This window comes from Duganella hordei, assembly GCF_040369125.1.
GTDB classification, from domain to species: domain Bacteria; phylum Pseudomonadota; class Gammaproteobacteria; order Burkholderiales; family Burkholderiaceae_D; genus Rugamonas; species Rugamonas hordei.
Window position 1 is genome coordinate 113,113 of sequence record NZ_BPWI01000003.1, and the last position, 19,854, is coordinate 132,966.

Consider the following 19,854-nt stretch of genomic DNA (forward strand, 5'->3'; position numbering starts at 1 on the left):
TCCATGAAACTGATCATCCTCGATCGCGACGGCGTGATCAACCACGATTCGCCGGACTTCATCAAGTCGCCGGCCGAGTGGATCCCCATTCCCGGCTCGATGGAAGCGATCGCCCGCCTGAACCAGGCCGGCTACCGCGTGGTCGTGGCGTCGAACCAGTCGGGCATCGCCCGCGAGTTCTTCGACATGACCATTCTCAACGCGATACACCAGAAGATGCACAACCTGGCGCAGCAGGTCGGCGCCGACATCGACGCGGTGTTCTTCTGCCCGCACGCGGCGACCGACAACTGCGATTGCCGCAAGCCGAAGCCGGGCATGTTCACGGAAATCTCGCAACGCTATAAAATCAGCCTCAAAGGCGTGCCGGTGGTCGGCGATTCGTTGCGCGACCTGCAAGCCGGCTATGTGAGCGGCTGCGTGCCCTACCTGGTCCTGACCGGCAAGGGTGAAAAAACCCAGGCCACAGGCGGCCTGCCGCCCGGTACAATGGTTTTCCCGGACCTGGCGGCCATGGTCAACCACCTGCTTAAAACCAGCGCCCCGCCGGTGCTGCAAGTCGTCAGCTAAACAGTTTTTGGAGTCTGCATTGGGTCATCCCGTCTTGTTTCTGCGTTCCCTGATTTTCACCATCGTCATGGTGGTATCGACCATCGTCTGGGCCTGCGTATGCTTCCTGGCAGCGCCGCTGCCGTACAACCAGCGGTTCTGGGTCACCTCCCGCTGGAACGTGTTCATGATCTGGTGCCTCAAGGTCATCTGCGGCATCCGCTACCAGATCAAGGGGGCCGAAAATTTCCCTGACGCGCCGGCCGTCGTGCTGTCGAAGCACCAGTCGGCGTGGGAGACCATCTTCCTGCTGCCCAACCTGCCGCGCCCGCTGGTGTTCGTGTTCAAGAAAGAGATCCTGTACATTCCATTCTTCGGCTGGGCGATGGCGCTGCTGCGCATGATCCCGATCGACCGCAAGCAGGGCAAGCACGCGTTCGCGCACGTGGTGCGTCACGGTAAGCGACGCCTCGCCGACGGCCAATGGATTATCATGTTCCCCGAAGGGACGCGCATTCCCGTCGGCCAGGCCGGCAAGTATAAAAGCGGCGGCACGCGTCTCGCCATCGAGACCGGCGCGGTGGTTGTACCGATTGCGCACAACTCCGGCGAGTGCTGGCCAAAAAATTCTTTCATCAAACGCCCAGGGCTTGTTACAGTATCGATAGGCAAACCGATTTCTCCGGAAGGTCAAACCCCGGACGGCATGATGCAACAGGTGGAAAATTGGATAGAATCAGAAATGCGCGTCATTTCGCCCCACGCCTACAACGCTGGCTAGATGATCTGGCCACGCTGGTGAAGCCGGCGTCGCCCAGCGACGCCAGCCAACTGGACCTGTTTGGACGGGAGGCGCAGTCGTCTCCCAAAGCTGTCTACACCGCGCCGGTATGGTCGGTTCCATCTCCCTCTTCCTCGAATACCCCGGCGCCGGTTTCTCCCTACGTCGATCCGCCGCAAACCGCCGTTCCCGTCAAGCCGCGCGCACTGGTGGCGCCGCCGACCGACCAGCCGCCCAAGCGCCAGCTGATGGTCGGCGAATTCATACTCGAATATGAACTGCGCCGCTCGACGCGCCGCTCGATCGGCTTCATGATCGACGACGACGGCCTGCGCGTGACCGCGCCCAAGCGCATCAGCATCGCCGAAATCGACAACGCCATCCGCACCAAGCAGCACTGGATCCTGGACAAGCTGAAGGAACGGCGCGAACGCCGCGCCGCGCGGCTGGAGAAACCGCCGGTGGAATGGAACGACGGCGCGCAGCTGCCCTATCTCGGCGCCGACATCACGCTGCGGCTGCTGGTCGGCGGCCGCAACCGCACCAGCTACAACCCGGCCACGCGCGAGCTGTCGATGGTGCTGATTCCCGGCGCCACCGAAACGCTGCTCAAGGAGCGGGTGAAGGCCTGGTACCAGCAGGAGGCCAAGCTGCTGTTCGAGCAGCGGCTGGACCTGTACGCGGCGCGGCTGGGCGTGCGCTACCACTCGTTCGGCCTGTCGTCGGCCGGCACGCGCTGGGGCTCGTGCACGGTGGACCGCAAGATCCGCCTGAACTGGAAGCTGATCCACTTCTCGCTGCCGCTGATCGACTACGTCATCGCGCACGAGCTGTCGCACATCCTGGAGATGAACCACAGCGCTCAGTTCTGGAGCACGGTGGGCCTGATCTATCCCGAATACGAAGAGGCGAAAAACCTGCTGCGCAAGCGCGCACAGGAGTTGCCGGTGCTGTTTGCGTAAAGTCGCTGAATTCCACACTGGCCGAATCAGTGCAAGCAAGTCGTCGATCTATGGAAAATCCTGGCGGGTGTGAATGAGCCGAATAATTTCCACCACCTGCCGTTTGGGACGAACGCGATATACAAGCACTATGTGATCCGCCACACGAAATTCAAGCGTGCCGTTTATTCGACCTTTGTGGCCGAGTGTCGGAAAGTCTGCGAGCAGTTTTGTCACTCGTCCGATTTCCACGTCTACTGATATCGTGCCCTGAATGCTACGCGACTCAAGATAGTCAAACAGGCGCTCCCGGTCTCGTATCGCACGAGCTCTCCAGTGCGCGATCATCGCTCAAACCCTGGCGAGTTTCTTTAAAAGTTCGGTGCGCCGCGCGGCGAATTTCTCTTCGACGACAGAATCGGGGATGGTTGGGCTGGAATCGTTCAGCGATTCCTGCACTTGCTGACGAAACCACGCATCATATTCTGCGGCTTTTTGGGCTTCACCCAATCTTTCGGCCGTCGCTGGGTCGCTGGCAGACCTGTCGAGCCCGCCTATGTCGACCAAGAAATGCGATATCCCACGCTCGCGAAGATAGTCATCCAGCCCGGCTAGGGCACGAAATAGCCGCAGGCTGCCGTCTTCTGCGGCGAGCGCCTTCGCCACCTTGCCGCGCCGAACCACCAAATGCCATCCTTCCCTTAACCCATAAGCGTATAAGTGAGATTTGTTGGCGTCCAACAGCGCCAGGAATGCGGCCTGATCTGTGGGTTTGAATGCAGCATCCATGATGCCTCCAGAAGACAACCAGCGGACTTTTGAGTATATCAAGAAGTGCACTGGACGGAGTCGAGCTACGTCAAGCCTGCGGCAGCGGCGGGTTGACCGGCGCCTTGACCTCGTGCAGCACGAACGAGGTGTAGATTTCCTTGATGCCGGGCAGGCCGTTGATGTGGGCTTCGGCAAACACGCCGTAGGCCGCCAGGTCTTCCGCCACCACCATCAGCTGGTGGTCGTAGCGGCCGGAGATGCGGTGGCAGGCCAGCACCTGCGGAATCGCCGCCACCGCGCGTTCGAAGACCTGCAGGTTCGCGGTGTCCTTCATCTCCAGCGAGATGTGGACGAAGGCCGTTACCTGGTAGCCCAGCTTGCGGGAATCCAGCCGCGCCTGGTAGCCGCGTATCACCCCCTCCTCCTCCAGCCGCTTGACCCGGCGCCAGCACGGCGAGGTCGTCAGCGATACCCGTTCGGCCAGGTCGGCACTTGAAAGCCTTGCATCTTCCTGCAGCGCCTCAAGTATCTTCATATCGATGCGGTCCAATTTCATTTCAGCACATCCATTTCATTCCCTCGTCAAAAGCATAGGATTTATTGCGCAAATTTACTTTCCTACAGAACAAATATAGCAAAATATTGTTGATTTCACCAGCTACAATCTTTGCATTCATTTCATTCATATAGCCATCTGGGAGAGTCAAGCATGTCCGCACCGCGATTAAAAATATCCAAATCCGCCTACGCAGTTGCCACCGTGCTCGGCTCCGGCCTGATGCTGCCGCACCTGGCCGCCGCGCAAGCCGACACCGAGGCGCCGAAAATGGAACGCGTGGTCGTCACCGGTTCCTCCATCAAGCGCATCGACGGCGAGACCGCGCTGCCGGTGCAGATCCTCAAGCGCGAAGACATCGAGCGCACGGGCGCCGCCACCACCGAGGAACTGGTCAAGCAGATCAGCGCCTTCAGCAGCGCCGGCAGCGTCAGCACTTCCGCCGCGGCCGGCACCCAGACCGGCTCGATCGCCGCGCTGTCGCTGCGCGGCCTGGGCAGCGCGCGCACGCTGGTGCTGATCAACGGCCGCCGCGCCTCGGTCTACGGCGGCGGTTCCGGCGGCCTGGCCGGTGCCTCGGTGGACGTCAACAGCATTCCGCTGTCGGCCATCGAACGGGTCGAGGTGCTGAAGGACGGCGCCTCCGCCGTCTACGGCAGCGACGCCATCGCCGGCGTGGTCAACTTCATCCTGCGCAAGGACTTCACCGGCGTCGAGCTCAACGCCATCTACGGCGCGCCCGTCGTGGCCGGGCCGCACGGCGGCCAGAAGCGCTTTTCCGTGCTGGCCGGCATCGGCGACGACAGCTACAACGTCACCTTCGGCGCCAACTACCAGACGGTTCAAGCCATCCTCGGCGCCGACCGGCCTTACGCGTCGCGCCTCAACGCCGGCCAGCAGAACGACCTGCTGTCGAACATCGCCTTCCCGTCCAATGTGAGGATTCCGGCCACCGGCGCGCTGAAGAACCCCAACCTGGCCAATTGCGGCCCGGTGTCGCAGGTGTCGCCGTACACGCCCACCATCTGCAGCTTCGACAACAGCCCCTACGTCTCCATCCTGCCGGGCTCGACGCACGCCAACCTGATGCTGAACGGCCGCAAGACGCTGTCGGCCGACGCCGAGGCCTACTTCGAAAGCGCCTACAGCCAGAGCCGCACGATGACGCAGACCCAGGCGGTGCCGATCGCCTTCAACACCAACCTGCCGGCCAACAATCCCTACAACGCCTACCTGGCCAACCTGGTCGCGACCAAGTATCCCAGCCTGGCCACCAAGCCGTTCACCGCCACCTTCGGCGCGCAATATCCGAGCGCCTTCCTGCTGCCGCCGTCGAGCCCCTACTACCCGCAGGCGTTTGCCGCCGCCAATGGCCTGGCCGGCCAGCCGCTGATCATCAGCTACCGCGACATGGCCAACGGCGTGCGCAACCAGACCGACCAATCGGACGCGGCCCGCGTCGTGGCCGGCGTGCGCGGCAAGCTGGCCGGCTGGGACTACGACGGCGGCTTGCTGTACAGCGAAAGCAAGGTCAAGGAGCTGCTGTATTCCGGTTTCCCGCAGTATTCGAAGCTCATGCCGCTGCTCGACAGCGGCGTCATCAACCCCTTCGGCGACACCACCGACAAGGCGGCGCTGGACGCGGCCAAGGCGGCCGAATTCGTCGGCGCCGTGTACCGCTCCAAGACCTCGATCACCAGCATCAACGCCACCGCCACGCGCGAGCTGGCGACCTTGCCGGCGGGCCCGATGAACGTGGCCTTCGGCGCCGAGGCGCGCCAGGAAAAATTCGCCTACGACCCGTCGCTGGCGGTGCAGACCGGCGACATCGCCGGCCAGGGCGGCAACCAGCTGCCGGTGTCGGCGCGGCGCAATGTGGAGTCGGCCTTCGTCGAGCTCAGCGTGCCGCTGCTGAAAAAGCTCGACGCCGACCTGGCGGTCCGCTACGACAATTACCAGAACGTCGGCGACACCGTCAATCCCAAGGCTTCGCTGCGCTGGCAGCCGACCGAATCGGTGCTGCTGCGCGGCTCGGCCGGCACCGGCTTCCGCGCGCCGTCGCTGACCGACCTGTACGCCGCCCAGGCGTCGAGCGTGACGGCCAACGGCACGCGCGACATCCTGCGCTGCCCGGATACCAAGACCGGCCTGCCCACCGACTGCAACAACCAGTTTCCCACCATCACCGGCGGCAATCCCGACCTGAAGCCGGAAAAATCCCAGTCCTTCACCGTGGGCGCGGTGCTGGAGCCGGTCAAGAACATGTCGCTGTCGATCGACGCCTTCCGCGTCAACCTGAAGAACGCCATCGTCGGCGGCGGTCTCAGCGCCACCTACATCCTCGGCACGGCGGCGCGCGAGCAGCAGTACGCCAGCTACATCCGCCGCGGCCCGGCCGATCCGTCCAACCCGAGCGGCCTGGGCGCCATCACCGCCATCCTGCAGACCAACGCCAACCTGTTCAAGACGCAGATGGCCGGCATCGACATCGACGGCAAGTACGACTGGCGCCTGGCGCCGGCGCAGAAGGTGACCTTCCAGCTGTCCGGCACCTACATGAGCAAGTACGACGTGCAGGGGCCGGACGGCAGCTACACCAGCTCCATCAACCAGGCCAGCTCCGCCGCCAACGGCGTGATCCTGCGCTGGAAGCACAACGCCAGCGCCACCTGGGCGCGCAAGGACTGGAGCGCCTCGCTGACGCAGAATTTCCAGCAGGGCTACAACGACATCCCGGGCAACAAGTCGGCCGCCGCGCTGCACAAGGTAGACGCCTACCAGACCTTCGACGCGCAGCTCAGCTACACCGGCTTCAAGTCCACGCGCCTGCAGCTGGGCGTCAAGAACCTGACCGACCGCAACCCGCCCTACACCAACTACTCGCCGAGTTTTGTCGGCGGCTACGACCTCAGTTATGCTGACGTCAACGGCCGCTACGTTTACCTGAACGCGACCTACAAGTTCTGATCCACCCCATGACCGATACAAGGAAACACATGAAGTTCTCGCATAAACTTGCCCTGCCGGCCGCGTTGCTGCTGTGCGCCGGCGGCGCCTGCGCGGCCGACGCGGAGCCCAACATCGCCGCCCACCAGGCGCAGATCGACCAGATCGTCAAGGAGATTTCGCCGCAGCGCATCGAAGGCTATGTGCGCAAGCTGGTCGGCTTCGGCACCCGCCACACCATGTCCGACACCGTCTCCGACACGCGCGGCATCGGCGCCGCGCGGCGCTGGATCAAGAGCGAACTGGAACGCTGCGGCGCTGCCGCCGGCGGCCGCCTGCAGGTCGGCTACGACAGCCACGTGCATCCGGTCACGCCGCGCCTGAGCCATCCGACCGAGATCGTCAACGTGGTCGCCACCCTGCCCGGCACCCAGGCCGAATCGGTGGACCGCATGTACGTGGTCAGCGGCCACTACGACTCGCGCGTGACCGACGTCATGAACGCCACCAGCGACGCGCCGGGCGCCAACGACGACGCCTCCGGCACCGCCGCCGTGATGGAGATGGCCTGCGTGATGGCGCGCCACAAATTCGACGCCACCCTGGTCTTCATGACGGTGGCGGCCGAGGAACAAGGCCTGTTCGGCGCCGAGCACTGGGCCGAGCAGGCCAAACAGAAGAACTGGAACATCGCCGGCATGCTCAACAACGACATCATCGGCAGCTCGCGCGCCGACGACGGCCATGTCGACAATACCCAGGTGCGCCTGTTCGCCGAGGGCGTCCCGGCCGTCAAGGAGATGTCCGACGCCAACCGCGCGCTGGTCGCCACCGGCGGCGAGAACGATAGCGTCACCCGCCAGCTGGCGCGCCACATCAAGGAAACGGGCGAGCGCTACGTCGACAAATTCGCCGTCAACGTGATCTACCGGCGCGACCGCTACCTGCGCGGCGGCGACCACAGCCCCTTCCTCGACCGCGGCTACGCGGCGGTGCGCTTCACCGAGCCGAACGAGGACTTCAACCACCAGCACCAGGACCTGCGCGAGGAAGGCGGCAAGAAAATCGGCGACCTGCCGGAATACGACGACTTCAACTACATCGCCCAGGTGGCGCGGGTGAACGCGGCGTCGCTGTCCTCGCTGGCGCTGGCGCCGGCCGCGCCGCAGCAGGTCAAGGTGCGCACGGCCAAGCTGGACAACAATACCGAGCTGACCTGGCAGGCCAACAAGGAGCCGGACCTGGCCGGCTACCGCATCGTGTGGCGCGACACCACGGCCGCGCAGTGGCAGGGCGCCGTCTTCGTCGGCAACACCACGCAGTACACCATCAAGCGCTCGAAGGACAACTTCCTGTTCGGCGTGCAGGCGGTCGACAAGGACGGCAACGTCAGTGTCGCCACCTACCCGCTGCCGCAGCGCTGAGCAAGCCGTCAACGAGCTGCCGGCCTTGTTTCCCCGACAATGCCGGCAGCATCATTATGGTTTTTTCGAATGTCCATTATCAGTTAAAAAAAGTTGCCGCACGGCATTTTCCATGTTAGTTTGTGCTGCATTGCAACATGGAGAATCCTCATGACTCAACTCAAAGTAACGAAGAAAACAGGCCTGGTGCTGGGTGGCGGCGCGCCGAATTCGCCGCTGATCGCGGGAGCGCTGGCGGCTTTCCTCGACCAGGAAGTAGAGTTCGACGTGATCTCCGCCTCGGGCGCCGGAGTCCTGATGGGACTGCTGTACACGGCGCCGCTGGAAGGCTCGCCGCGCGAGGCGCTGAAGCGCTGGGCCGACGCCGGCGTGGCCGACAGCATCTACAAAATGATGCCGGTCAACTACAAGATCTTCCACAAGCCGGGCAAGGAAGCCGACGCCTTCCGCGGCACGTTCAACCAGCCCGCCGCCGGTCCGGCCTTCCCGGGCATGCAAAACCTGTTCGCCAACGGCAGCGTGCCGTGGGCCGACTGGACCCAATTGATGATGTCGACCATGTCGCCGTCCAACCTGTCGGCAAAAAGCCTGGGGCTGTGCGCGCACGCGCCCTTCCTGGAAGGCGCCGTCGACTTTTCGGCCATCGCGCGGATGAAGCCCGAGTTCTACATCAACGCCTACAACCTGAACCAGCACCGCATGCAGATCTGGGACAAGCGGGAAATCCAGGCGCAGCACGTGCGCGCCGCGCTGTCCTTCCCGTTCCTGTATGCGCCGACGGAGATCGACGGCGAGGACTATATCGAGGGCGCCGCGCTGGAGACGCTCAATTTCGATCCTTTCATCGAGGGCAAGGGCGAGCATCACGACACCGACACCCTGATCGTGCTCGACATCCTCGGCGACGAACGCCTGCTGCGCAAGCCGCGCAACCTGTACGACGCCTGGGTCGGTTCGATGATCACGCCGCTGGTCAAGGTATCGCAAAACCAGCTGCGGCTGTTCGAGCTGGAACACAACACCGACCGCAAAACCGGCCTGCCCAAGCGGCGCCTGCTCAAGCTCGAGCTGATGGCGGCCGTGCCGGAGCAGCACCTGCCCTACACCATGGACTGGTCGACGTCCAACATGCAGCTGCTGTTCGATATCGGCTACAAGGCCGCGACCCGGTTCTGCCGTCAGCACTCCAGCGTGCTGCGCTACGCCGAAGAGACCGAGCTGGCAAGCTGAGAGACTCCGCGCTTTATGGCTTGAGCAGCGCAGGCAACAGCGCCAGTGTGCGGCGGGTGGCGCCGCGGTGCTGGTTGGCGAAGGCCAGCGCGCTGCGGCCCATCGCATCGCGCGCGGCGGCGTCGCCCAGCAGGCGCGCCGCTTGCGACATCAGCGCTGCGGCATCGGCGACGCGCTGTGCGCCGCCGGCGGCCAGCGCGTCTTCCGTCACCAGCGCGAAGTTGAAGGTGTGCTGGCCGATCAGCACCGGCTTGCCCAGGGCGGCCGGCTCGATCAGGTTCTGGCCGCCCAGCGGCAGCAGGCTGCCGCCGACGAAGGCGACATCGCAGGCGACGTAGTAGGCGAACATCTCGCCCATCGAATCGCCCAGCAGCACGGTCACCTCCCCCGACAGTACAGCCCCGTCCGACGCCAACCTGCTGCGGCGCTGGACGTTCAGGCCGCGCGCGGCGGTCATCTTTTCCACTTCGTCGAAGCGCTGCGGATGGCGCGGCACGATCAGCAGCAGCACGTCGGCCGGCAACGCCGCCCGCGCCTGCTGGAACGCCTCCAGTATCAGCTCTTCCTCACCCTCGCGCGTGCTGGCGCACAGCAGCACCGGACGGGCGCCGATGGCGCCGCGCAGCGCCGCACCGACGGCCAGCGCCGCATCCGGCACCACCACGTCGAACTTGATGCTGCCGGTGATTTCCACCCGTTGCACGCCGAGCGAGCGCACGCGCTGCGCATCGGCCTCGGTCTGCGCGGCGACCAGCGCAATGCCGCGCGCCGCGTCCAGCATCAGCGAACCAAGCCGCGTGGCCTTGCGCAGCGAGCGCTCGGACAGGCGCGCGTTGGCCAGCACCACCGGCACATTGCGCGCGTTGCACCCGGCGATCAGGTTCGGCCATACCTCGGTCTCCATCAGGATGCAGACGGAAGGCTTGAAATGGCCGATGAAACTGCCGACCATGAAGCCCGTGTCATACGGCAGGTAGGATTGCAGCAGCCGCTCGCCATGTTTGGCGAACAGCGCCTTGCCGGTGGCGCGGCCGGTCGGCGTCATGTGGGTAAGGACGATGCGGGACGACGGATACGCGGCCAGCAGCGCATCGATCAGCGGCTCGGCGGCGCGCGTCTCGCCGACGGAGACGGCGTGCACCCACAAGGTTTGCGCGGTGGATGGCGCGCCGCTGTAGAAACCCAGCCGCTCGCCCCAATGCCGGCGATAGCCCGGCTCCTTGCGTCCGCGCAGCCACAGGCGCGCCAGCACCAGCGGCAAGGCCAGCCACCACATCACGGAATAAAAAAGTCGCATAGTTATCAGTTCAGGCCAGCAGTTGCCTGGCTGCCGCCAGCACTTCGGACACCGGCGGCGGCGCGCCCTTGTCGCCCAGGTTGATGATGCGCGGCGACCAGTTGCCTTCGGTCTTCCAGCGCGGCGAGTCGGCGTAGATCTCCACGGTCGGCCGCACGAAGGCGGCGGCGATGTGGGTCAGGCCCGTGTCGACGCCGATCACCAGCCCGGCGTGCCGCGCCAGCAGCATGGCGTCGGCCATCGACAGCTTGGGCAGCACGCGCGCGTTCGGCAGGCCGGCGGCGATGAACTCGGCCTCCGCCTTTTCCTTCGGCGAGCCCCATGGCAGCAGGATGGGCATCGGCGCCAGTTCGCGTCCCAGCGCGATCCAGTTGTCCGGCGCCCATTTCTTCGGATCGCGCGCGGTGCCGTGGAAGTAGACGGCGTAAGGCTCGGCCGGCATCCAATCCGGACGAGGCTCGCCGGCCGGGACTTGCGGCAAGCCGAAATCGGCCGGCGTGTCGGCCGCATAGCCAAGCGCCGCTGCGGCGACGATGCGTCCGCGCGCCACCGCGTGCGTGCGCGGGTCGGTCGGAATGCTGAGATTGTGGAAGATGCGCGAGACGCCCTCGTAGCCGGAGCCCTCGCTGCCGTTGGCCAGGCCGACCTTGCGGCCGCCCTTCACCACCCGGGCCGCGCCCATGATGATGCCGGTCTTCAGCAGGCCCTGGGTGTCGAACACGTAGTCGTATTGCTGCTGGCGCAGGGTGCGGAAGAACGCCTTGATCTCGGCCCGCGTTTCCGGCTTGCCGAGGCTCTTGCGCCAGCGCCGCAGCGCAAACGGGATGACGGTGCGCACGCGCGCGTTGAGCCGCACCAGGCTGACGTAGCCTTCCTCCACCACCCAGTCGATATTCGCGTCCGGAAAATGGCGGGCGATATCGGCCACCATCGGCAGGTTGTGCAGCACGTCGCCCAGCGAGGACACGCGCACCAGCAGTATGTTCAAGGGCCTGCCGTGGCCACCCGTTTGCGGCGCCATGCGTTTAGAACGGCAGTTCCGCGTCAGGCTTGGCAGCCAGGATCACGCTCTTGAACTGGCCCTGGATGCGCTCCAGCGCGGCCGGGGTTTCCGCTTCGAAGCGCATGACGATCACCGGCGTGGTGTTGGACGAACGCGCCAGGCCGAAGCCGTCTTCGTATTCCACGCGCAGGCCGTCGATGGTGATGATCTGCTTGTGGCCGGGGAACCTGGCGTCGGCGCGCAGTTTGTCCATCACCGAGAAGTTCTCGCCTTCCTTCAGGTGCAGGTGCAGCTCGGGCGTGCTGTCCGATTGCGGCAGCGCGTTCAGCAGCGCCGACGGATCTCTTTCCCGGGTCAGGATTTCCAGCATGCGCGCGCCGGCATACAGGCCGTCGTCGAAACCGTACCAGCGGTCCTTGAAGAAGATGTGGCCGCTCATTTCGCCGCCCAGCGGGGCGCCGGTTTCCTTCAGCTTGGCCTTGACCAGCGAGTGGCCGGTCTTGTACATCAGCGGCACGCCGCCCGACTTCTCGATGTACGGCGCCAGGTGGCGCGTGCACTTGACGTCGTACAGGATCTGCTCGCCCGGATTGCGGCTCAGCACGTCCGCCGCGAACAGCATCATCTGGCGGTCCGGATAAATGATCTGGCCGTCCTTGGTGACGAGGCCCAGGCGGTCGCCGTCGCCGTCGAAGGCCAGGCCGATCTCGGCGTCGGTCTCCCGCAGGCAGCGGATCAGGTCCTGCAGGTTTTCCGGGTGCGCGGGATCCGGGTGGTGGTTGGGGAAGGTGCCGTCCACTTCGCAGAACAGCTCGATCACTTCGCAGCCCATGCCGCGGTACAGGTCGCCCGCGAACGCGCCGGCCACGCCGTTGCCGCAGTCGACGGCGATCTTGATCGGCCGCGAAATCTTGACGTCGCCGATGATGCGCTGCAGGTACTGCGCGCAGATATCGTGGGTGCCGTAGGCGCCCGGCGTGGCGGCCGCGCTGCCGTCATGGGCAACGATGCTGTCGTACAAACCGGTGATCGCCTCGCCGTGGATGGCCTCGCCGGCCAGCACCATCTTGAAGCCGTTGTAGTCGGGCGGGTTGTGGCTGCCGGTCACCATGATGCCCGACGCCGCGCCCAGCACATTGGTGCCGAAATACACCATGGGCGTGGCCACCACGCCCAGGTCGACGACGTCGACCCCGGCCGCCTGCAATCCCTCGGCCAGCGCCGCCGCCAGCGACGGGCCGGACAGGCGGCCGTCGCGGCCGATCACGACCTTTTTTTCGCCCTTGGCCAGCGCGGCCCTGCCGAAAGCTTGGCCGAGCTGGCGCGCCACGCCCGCGTCCAGGGTTTTATCGATGATGCCACGGATGTCGTAGGCTTTGAAGATCGTTTTGGATAAGGAGACCATAATGTAGGGAAGAGAGAGATGATGAGTGCGGCGCCGGCGACAGGCCCATCCTGCCGCCTTGTTGTCAGAACTTCAGCAGTTTAAACCTTTAAGCCGGCAATGTCTTTACCGGCCTCGAGCCATTCCTTGACCCACTTCGGTTGGCGCCCCCGGCCAGTCCATTGCTGGGACGCGTCGGCGGGATTGCGGTAGCGCGGCGCCACGCTGCCGGTCTTGGCGCGCGTGCCCGGGCCGGCCACCAGATCCTTCAGCGGCACGCCCACGCTCTGGGCGATCGCCATGATCTGTTCGCGCGCCTTGGCCAAATCCTGGCTTTCGCGCTGTTTTAATTCGCGTTTAACTTTTTCCTGCAGATCGCGCAATTCCGCAGACGACATATTAGACAGATCCATTGCATTTCCCTTTATGTGAGGTGATATAAAGCTTGGCCGGAATATATTACATCAACATAAAAAAATCAGTCTTTCTTATGACGTATCATCCAGCGCGGCGCTTTAAATCGGACGATGCGCACATAAATCCAGATGTAACTGCTGATAAACAAAATACAGAAACACATTAATGCCCAGGTATAGCGCCAGAATACGGTCGCCGGAATGACCGCCATCAGCGAAAACAGCCACAGATAAGGCGACGTCAGCGAATTGCGGCGTATCAGCGCGCGCGCCTCCTTGCGGCCGACCGCCCATTGCACGATGCGGCGGAAGATCAGGCTATGCAAATGGATGCCGTCCGGCATGGCCGGAGATTTTCCACGGACAAACATTCGTCGATAGACGGAAAATAAAGTTTCAAATGTCGGATAGATTAATAACAACGCGGCATACCAGGTGGAAACCTGCGGATTGCGCATCACCAGCAATAATGCCAGTTCGCCCAGCATGAAACCGATAAAATACGCGCCGCCGTCGCCGAGGAAAATCATGCCGACCGGATAATTCCAGATCAGGAAGCCGGCGGTGGCGCCGGCCACCATCAGCGCGGCGATCAGCACGAACATGTCGTTGACCTGCAGCGCCACGTAGCCGAGCGACAGCAGCATGCAGATGCAGACCACGCTGGCCAGGCCGTTAAACCCGTCGATGATGTTGACCGCGTTGGCGATGCCGGCCACCGCCAGCACCGTCAGCGGCAAGGTCAGCCACATGTATTGCAGCGGCCAGGCGGAAAATGCCCAGTCTATGCGGTCGATGCGGGCATCCAGCAGGAAATAGCCAAGCGCGGCGGCCGCCATCGTCAGCAGCAGCCGGCGGGTGGCGCTGACCTTGCCGGTGTAATCCTCGACGATGCCGCCGACAAATGCCACAGCCGAACACGCCAGCAGCGACATCAGCCAATGCGTCATGGCCGGCACGCGCCAGATGGAAATAAAGGAACTGAGCGCGACCGATAAAAAAATCGACAGGCCGCCGATACGGGCGACCTGATGCGCGTGCACTTTTTGCACGCCCAGGAAATCGGAATCGAGTGCCGGACCGTGCAATCTCGCTTCTTTAATGACCAGCAGGGTTAGTAGCGCGGAAGCGATAAAGCTCAGCAAAAATGAAAACATATCTTATCTATACAAAGTATCGGATGCGCTAACCGATATGTGACTTGGCGCCTTGCGCCGGATTGTCAGCACGCTAACCCGCGATTGTACCGGATTGGCAAGGCCGGTCTTGAATTGATAGCCGCTTATTGCCATTTCTCAGCCCGCTTGGGACGCATTTGCAACGTTGAAGGCCATACAAATGAATATGCCGGCGCCGCTTTCGCGGTGCGCCGGCATCATAGCAGCAGATAATTGGTGAGGCGGGATTGCTTACCAATCGATACAAATCAGCGCATGCACAGATGCAGCGCCTCTTTCCAGTCGGGCAAGCGGCAGAAGCGCGCCATCAGCCGCTCGGACGACATCACCGAGTACTGCGGCCGCTTGGCCGGCACCGGATATTCGGCGCTGGCGATCGGCAGCACGCGGCACGACAGTCCTGCTTCCTCGACGATGGCCCGGGTGAAATCGAACCAGGTGGTCTGGCCCTGCGCGCTCAGGTGGTAGACGCCGCTGTTCTGCACCCACCACTCGCGTCCGCCCGCATGGGCCTGCGACAGCACCAGCGCGGTGGTGTCGGCGATGGTGCGGCTCCAGGTCGGCGCGCCGTGCTGGTCGGCCACCACCTTGAGCTCGTCGCGCTCCTTGGCCAGGCGCAGCATGGTCAGCAGGAAGTTCTTGCCGCGCGTGCCATACACCCAGCTGGTGCGGAAGATCAGGTGCGGAATGCCGGCCGCAGCGATGGCCTGCTCGCCGGCCAGCTTGCTGGCGCCATAGACGTTCAGCGGGCCGATCGGATCGTCCTCGCGGCGCGCCGACGGCTGGCTGCCGTCGAACACGTAGTCGGTCGAATAATGCACCATGGCCGCGCCCAGCGCCTTGGCTTCCTGCGCCATCAGGCCCGGCGCCTCGGCGTTGACGCGATGCGCCAGCTCCGGCTCGCTCTCGGCCTTGTCGACCGCCGTGTAGGCGGCCGGGTTGACGATCAGCTGCGGCTTTTCGCGGCGGATGACGTCGCGCACCTGGTCCAGGTCGGACAGGTCCATGACGCCGCGGTCCACCGCCACCACCTCGCCTATGCCCTGCAGGCTGCGCGCCAGCTCGTAACCCACCTGGCCGGTACTGCCGGTCAGCAGGATTTTCATGCGAACACCTCGGCGTCGGCCAGCAGCACGGCGGCCGCGTCCTTGCCGGACAGCAGCGGAGCCGCCAGCTCGGCCGGCCATTCGATGCCGATCGCCGGGTCGTTCCACAACACCGAGCGCTCAAACTGCGGCGCCCAGTAGTCGGTGGTCTTGTACAGGAACTCTGCGTGCTCGCTGGTGACGCCGAAACCGTGGGCGAAGCCGGGCGGTATCCACAACTGGCGCTTGTTGTCGGCCGACAGTTCGAGGCCGTACCACTGGCCGAAAGTCGGCGAACTCTTGCGCAGGTCGACGGCCACGTCGAACACCGAGCCGGCGGTCACGCGCACCAGCTTGCCCTGCGCCTGCTGGATCTGGTAGTGCAGGCCGCGCAGCACGCCCCTGGCCGAGCGCGAATGGTTGTCCTGCACGAAGGCCAGATCGACGCCGGTCAGTTCGGCGAAGGTGCGGGCGTTGAAGCTTTCATAGAAAAAACCGCGGTCGTCGCCGAAGACGCGCGGTTCCAGCACCAGCAGGCCCTCCAGCGGAGTCTTGATCACATTCATCGTGGAATCACCTTATCTTCAAGAATCTGCAGCAGGTATAGTCCGTAGTTGTTCTTCTTCAGCGGCTCGGCCAGCTTGCGCAGCTGCGCGGCATCGATGTAGCCCTTGCGGTAAGCGATCTCTTCCGGGCAAGCCACTTTCAGGCCCTGGCGCTTCTCGATGGTGGCGATGAACTGCGACGCGTCCAGCAGCGAGTCGTGGGTGCCGGTGTCGAGCCAGGCCATGCCGCGGCCCATGACTTCCACGTTCAGCTGCTGCTTTTCCAGGTACACGCGGTTGACGTCGGTGATCTCCAGTTCGCCCCGCGCGGACGGCTTGATGCTGGCCGCGATGTCGCACACCTGCTTGTCGTAGAAATACAGGCCGGTGACGGCGTAGTTCGATTTCGGCTTGAGCGGTTTTTCCTCGATCGACACCGCGGTGCGCTTGCCGTCGAACTCGACCACGCCGTAGCGTTCCGGATCCTGCACGTGGTAGGCGAACACGGTGGCGCCGTCGACCTGCTCGGTGGCGTGGCGCAGCAGCGCGTCGAGGTCGTTGCCGTAGTAGATGTTATCGCCCAGGATCAGCGCGGACGGCGAATCGCCGACGAATTCCTTGCCGATGATGAAGGCTTGCGCCAGGCCGTCCGGCGAAGGCTGCACCGCGTAGCTGATGTTGATGCCCCACTGGCCGCCGTCGCCCAGCAGGTCCTGGAAGCGCGGCGTGTCCTGCGGCGTCGAGATGATCAGGATGTCGCGCATGCCGGCCAGCATCAGCGTGGTCAGCGGATGGTAAATCATCGGCTTGTCGTAGATCGGCAGCAGCTGCTTGGAGACGCTCATCGTCACCGGGTACAGACGGGTGCCGGAGCCACCGGCCAGGATAATGCCTTTACGGTTAGGGATGCTCATTGCTGGCCTTCGCGGTTAAAGTAATTGGTTTCCACCCACTTGGCGTAGCTGCCCGACTGCACGTCGGCCACCCAGGCCTGGTTGTCGAGGTACCACTGCACGGTCTTGGCGATGCCGGTCTGGAAGGTCTCGGCCGGTTTCCAGCCCAGTTCGCGTTCCAGCTTGCGGGCGTCGATGGCGTAGCGGCGGTCGTGGCCGGGACGGTCCTTGACGTAGGTGATCTGCGCGCGGTAGCTGCTGCCGTCCGCCTTCGGTTTCAGCTTGTCGAGCATGTCGCACAGCGTGTGCACGACGTCGAGGTTGGCCATCTCGTTCCAGCCGCCGACGTTGTAGGTCTCGCCCAGGCGGCCCGCTTCCAGTACGCGGCGGATCGCGGCGGCGTGGTCGCTGACGTACAGCCAGTCGCGCACCTGCTGGCCGTCGCCGTAGATCGGCAGCGGCTTGCCCGCCTGCGCGTTGGCGATGATCAGCGGGATCAGCTTCTCCGGGAAGTGATACGGACCGTAGTTGTTGGAGCAGTTGGTGGTCAGCGTCGGCAGGCCGTAGGTGTGGTGGTAGGAACGCACCAGGTGGTCCGACGCGGCCTTCGATGCCGAGTACGGGCTGTTCGGGGCGAACGCGGTGGTTTCGCTGAACGGCGCATCGTCCGGACCCAGCGTGCCGTACACTTCGTCGGTGGACACGTGCAGGAAGCGGAAGGCGGCCTTGTCGTCATCCGGCAGCGCCGACCAGTAGGCGCGCGTGGCTTCCAGCAGGCTGAAGGTGCCGTTGATGTTGGTGTTGATGAATTCGCCCGGCCCGAGGATGGAACGGTCGACATGGCTCTCCGCGGCGAAGTGCACGATGGCGCGCGGCTTGTGCTGCTGGAACAGGGCCAGCACCTGGGCCTGGTCGCAAATATCGCCACGGACAAAGATATGGCGGGAGTCCTGCTTCAACGAGGCCAGATTGTTGAGATTGCCTGCGTAGGTCAGTTTATCAAAATTGACTACCGGCTCGTCGGACTGGGCCAGCCAGTCCAGCACAAAGTTTGAACCGATGAAACCGGCACCACCCGTAACAAAAATCATTTAGTATCCCGTCGAGTAAGTAAGTAAAATTTGGCAATAACTGCAATTTTATGTGATCTTTCGAACACGAGTGAGAAAAATCGCTTGTGTGTAAGACCTTTCTGCGAATTTTTCACATCCCAAAAAAAATCTACGGCATATCGATGACAACCTACCTGATCGGCGACCTACAAGGTTGCCATGAGCAAACACTGGCGCTGCTCAAACTGGTTAATGCCGACGCCGCGCGTCGCGACAGCGATGCCGAACACACTATATTTTTTGCGGGTGACCTGATCAATCGCGGCCCTGATTCGCTGGCCACCTTGCGCCATGTGCGCGCGCTGTGCATGGCCAGCGGCGGCCGCATCGACAGCGTGCTCGGCAATCACGACCTGCACTTGCTGGCCGTCGCCTACGGCATCCGGCCCGAGCACAAATCGGATACGCTGGCCGAGATCCTGCACGCGCCCGACCGCGCCGAGCTGATCGACTGGCTGCGGCGGCGTCCGCTGGCGATCCAGGTCCAGGGGCATGTGCTGGTGCACGCGGGCCTGCTGCCGCAATGGACGCCGGCGCAGGCGATGGCGCTGGCCGGCGAGGTGCAGGACATGCTGCGTGGCCCCGAGTCGACGCTTGCCGATTTCCTGGCCGAGATGTACGGCAACCAGCCCGATCAATGGAACGACGCGCTGCAGGGAGCGGACCGGCTGCGCTGCATCATCAACGCGATGACGCGGCTGCGCTTCTGCAGCGCGGACGGCGTGATGGATTTCAAGATGAAGGAAAGCGGCAAGGCCGACGAAGGCTCGGGCCTGATGCCGTGGTTCGACGTGCCGGGTCGGCGCTCGGCCAGGACCACGGTGGCGTTTGGCCACTGGTCGGCGCTGGGCCTGACGCTGAAGCCCAACTTGATCGGACTCGACAGCGGCTGCGTCTGGGGCGGCCAGCTGAGCGCCGTCTGCCTGGAAGACCGGCAACTGCTGCAGGTGCAGTGCCCGGAGTTCCAGCAGCACGGCGGCAAGAAATAACTAATGCACGGCAGCCGTCACGCCCAGCGCGGCGGCGACGGCCTGGTGCGCCGCTTCGGCCACGTCGCGCCGGTGCGCATCGATGGTGGCGATGGCCGGCAGGATCGCCAGCTTGGCCCTCACCGGCGGACCGTTCAGTATCAGCATGATGCTCTCGGCGAACGAGGTCTCGCCGATGAAATCCACCGACGGATGCGACGCCCCGGCCGGATCCTCGTACGACAGCGCAAACGGCTGCACCGGCACCTTGGCGTCGATCGCCGCTTCGAACAGGTTGGCGTGGAACGGCAGCAGGCTGCCCTGCGCCGCCGTGGTACCCTCGGGGAAGAAGGCCACGCGCTCGCCGCGCTGCAGGCTGTGCACCAGTCCCTTGAAGATATGCCGCAGGTCGCGCCGGTTGCCGCGCGCGATGAACACGGTGCCGGCCTTCTCCGCCAGCCAGCCGGCCAGCGGCCACGCGCGGATCTCGGCCTTGGCGACGAAATGGCAGGGATGCAGGCTGTGGATGACGAAGATGTCCAGCCACGACACATGGTTGGCCACCACCGCCGCCCGCTCCAGCACCGCCGCGCCGCCGGCGCGCTGCTCCACCGTCACATTGCACATGCGCAGCAGCCGGGTGGACCAGCGACGGATGTGGCCGTTACGTTTTTCCTGTCCGAGCCACGGAAACACCGTGGCGCAGATCGCCATCCCAAGCAGCACGTGCAGGAACACCCGCACCAGGCGGAAGATCGTCAAGATGTTCATGCGG

At 64.1% G+C, this 19,854-nt stretch carries 20 protein-coding genes; 7 read left to right on the plus strand and 13 right to left on the minus strand.

Annotated elements, in window-relative coordinates; translation table 11 throughout:
- The first annotated feature begins 3 nt into the window (after positions 1-3).
- The 3 genes from gmhB to ABWW33_RS08625 all read left to right on the plus strand — a co-directional run bounded on the left by gmhB (position 4) and on the right by ABWW33_RS08625 (position 2,292).
- Complete coding sequence (gmhB, locus tag ABWW33_RS08615) at positions 4-570, plus strand: D-glycero-beta-D-manno-heptose 1,7-bisphosphate 7-phosphatase (protein WP_176652522.1); 567 nt, start codon at positions 4-6, stop codon at positions 568-570.
- A gap of 67 nt (positions 571-637) precedes the next feature.
- Positions 638-1,330, plus strand: a complete 693-nt coding sequence (locus ABWW33_RS08620; protein ID WP_436145093.1) for a lysophospholipid acyltransferase family protein — start codon at positions 638-640, stop codon at positions 1,328-1,330.
- A 17-nt stretch (positions 1,331-1,347) separates the two neighbouring features.
- Complete coding sequence (locus tag ABWW33_RS08625) at positions 1,348-2,292, plus strand: M48 family metallopeptidase (RefSeq protein ID WP_353400862.1); 945 nt, start codon at positions 1,348-1,350, stop codon at positions 2,290-2,292.
- Positions 2,293-2,340: 48 nt separating this feature from the next.
- On the opposite strand, the gene ABWW33_RS08630 is transcribed toward ABWW33_RS08625, so the two are convergent.
- The 3 genes from ABWW33_RS08630 to ABWW33_RS08640 form a co-directional block, all read right to left on the minus strand.
- Positions 2,341-2,619, minus strand: a complete 279-nt coding sequence (locus ABWW33_RS08630; RefSeq protein WP_176652519.1) for a type II toxin-antitoxin system RelE/ParE family toxin — start codon at positions 2,617-2,619, stop codon at positions 2,341-2,343.
- 3 nt (positions 2,620-2,622) lie between these two features.
- Entirely contained in the window at positions 2,623-3,060 is a 438-nt protein-coding gene (locus ABWW33_RS08635; protein WP_353400864.1) for a hypothetical protein, read from the minus strand.
- 70 nt (positions 3,061-3,130) lie between these two features.
- Positions 3,131-3,598, minus strand: a complete 468-nt coding sequence (locus ABWW33_RS08640) for an Lrp/AsnC family transcriptional regulator (RefSeq protein ID WP_176652517.1) — start codon at positions 3,596-3,598, stop codon at positions 3,131-3,133.
- Between the two features lie 153 nt (positions 3,599-3,751).
- On the opposite strand from ABWW33_RS08640, the gene ABWW33_RS08645 reads away from it, so the two are divergent.
- From ABWW33_RS08645 to ABWW33_RS08655, 3 genes are all read left to right on the plus strand, one after another.
- The gene (locus tag ABWW33_RS08645; RefSeq protein ID WP_353400866.1) at positions 3,752-6,565 is read left to right on the plus strand and encodes a TonB-dependent receptor; all 2,814 of its coding nucleotides are present in this window, start codon (positions 3,752-3,754) and stop codon (positions 6,563-6,565) included.
- A 29-nt stretch (positions 6,566-6,594) separates the two neighbouring features.
- Positions 6,595-7,968: a M28 family peptidase gene (locus ABWW33_RS08650; RefSeq protein ID WP_353400868.1), complete on the plus strand. Its 1,374-nt coding sequence runs from the start codon at positions 6,595-6,597 to the stop codon at positions 7,966-7,968.
- 150 nt (positions 7,969-8,118) lie between these two features.
- Positions 8,119-9,198: a patatin-like phospholipase family protein gene (locus ABWW33_RS08655; RefSeq protein WP_176652514.1), complete on the plus strand. Its 1,080-nt coding sequence runs from the start codon at positions 8,119-8,121 to the stop codon at positions 9,196-9,198.
- 13 nt (positions 9,199-9,211) lie between these two features.
- On the opposite strand, the gene waaA is transcribed toward ABWW33_RS08655, so the two are convergent.
- The 9 genes from waaA to rfbB form a co-directional block, all read right to left on the minus strand.
- The gene (gene waaA / locus ABWW33_RS08660; RefSeq protein ID WP_353400870.1) at positions 9,212-10,495 is read right to left on the minus strand and encodes a lipid IV(A) 3-deoxy-D-manno-octulosonic acid transferase; all 1,284 of its coding nucleotides are present in this window, start codon (positions 10,493-10,495) and stop codon (positions 9,212-9,214) included.
- A gap of 10 nt (positions 10,496-10,505) precedes the next feature.
- Positions 10,506-11,516, minus strand: a complete 1,011-nt coding sequence (gene waaC, locus ABWW33_RS08665; protein ID WP_353400872.1) for a lipopolysaccharide heptosyltransferase I — start codon at positions 11,514-11,516, stop codon at positions 10,506-10,508.
- Positions 11,517-11,520: 4 nt separating this feature from the next.
- The gene (locus ABWW33_RS08670; protein ID WP_353400874.1) at positions 11,521-12,903 is read right to left on the minus strand and encodes a phosphomannomutase/phosphoglucomutase; all 1,383 of its coding nucleotides are present in this window, start codon (positions 12,901-12,903) and stop codon (positions 11,521-11,523) included.
- Between the two features lie 80 nt (positions 12,904-12,983).
- Positions 12,984-13,295: an H-NS histone family protein gene (locus ABWW33_RS08675; protein ID WP_353400876.1), complete on the minus strand. Its 312-nt coding sequence runs from the start codon at positions 13,293-13,295 to the stop codon at positions 12,984-12,986.
- 65 nt (positions 13,296-13,360) lie between these two features.
- Positions 13,361-14,455 carry an MraY family glycosyltransferase gene (locus ABWW33_RS08680; RefSeq protein WP_353400877.1) on the minus strand — a complete coding sequence of 365 codons (1,095 nt, stop codon included), beginning with the start codon at positions 14,453-14,455 and terminating at the stop codon, positions 13,361-13,363.
- A gap of 269 nt (positions 14,456-14,724) precedes the next feature.
- Positions 14,725-15,582 (minus strand): dTDP-4-dehydrorhamnose reductase, encoded by an 858-nt coding sequence (gene rfbD / locus ABWW33_RS08685; protein WP_353400879.1) that lies wholly within the window; start codon positions 15,580-15,582, stop codon positions 14,725-14,727.
- On the minus strand, positions 15,579-16,127 hold the full coding sequence (gene rfbC, locus ABWW33_RS08690) for a dTDP-4-dehydrorhamnose 3,5-epimerase (protein WP_353400881.1): 549 nt from the start codon (positions 16,125-16,127) through the stop codon (positions 15,579-15,581). Before rfbC ends, rfbD begins: the two co-directional genes overlap by 4 nt.
- Positions 16,124-17,020, minus strand: a complete 897-nt coding sequence (rfbA, locus tag ABWW33_RS08695) for a glucose-1-phosphate thymidylyltransferase RfbA (protein ID WP_353400883.1) — start codon at positions 17,018-17,020, stop codon at positions 16,124-16,126. Before rfbA ends, rfbC begins: the two co-directional genes overlap by 4 nt.
- Positions 17,017-18,090, minus strand: coding sequence for a dTDP-glucose 4,6-dehydratase (gene rfbB, locus ABWW33_RS08700; protein WP_353400884.1), 1,074 nt, complete (start codon positions 18,088-18,090; stop codon positions 17,017-17,019). The genes rfbA and rfbB overlap by 4 nt, the downstream gene beginning before the upstream one ends.
- Positions 18,091-18,233: 143 nt before the next feature.
- On the opposite strand from rfbB, the gene ABWW33_RS08705 reads away from it, so the two are divergent.
- A complete protein-coding gene (locus ABWW33_RS08705; protein WP_353400885.1) occupies positions 18,234-19,100 on the plus strand; it encodes a symmetrical bis(5'-nucleosyl)-tetraphosphatase in 867 nt (288 codons plus the stop codon).
- Here ABWW33_RS08705 and ABWW33_RS08710 read toward each other — a convergent pair whose 3' ends face one another.
- A complete protein-coding gene (locus ABWW33_RS08710) occupies positions 19,101-19,850 on the minus strand; it encodes a lysophospholipid acyltransferase family protein (RefSeq protein ID WP_353400887.1) in 750 nt (249 codons plus the stop codon).
- Positions 19,851-19,854: the final 4 nt, after the last annotated feature.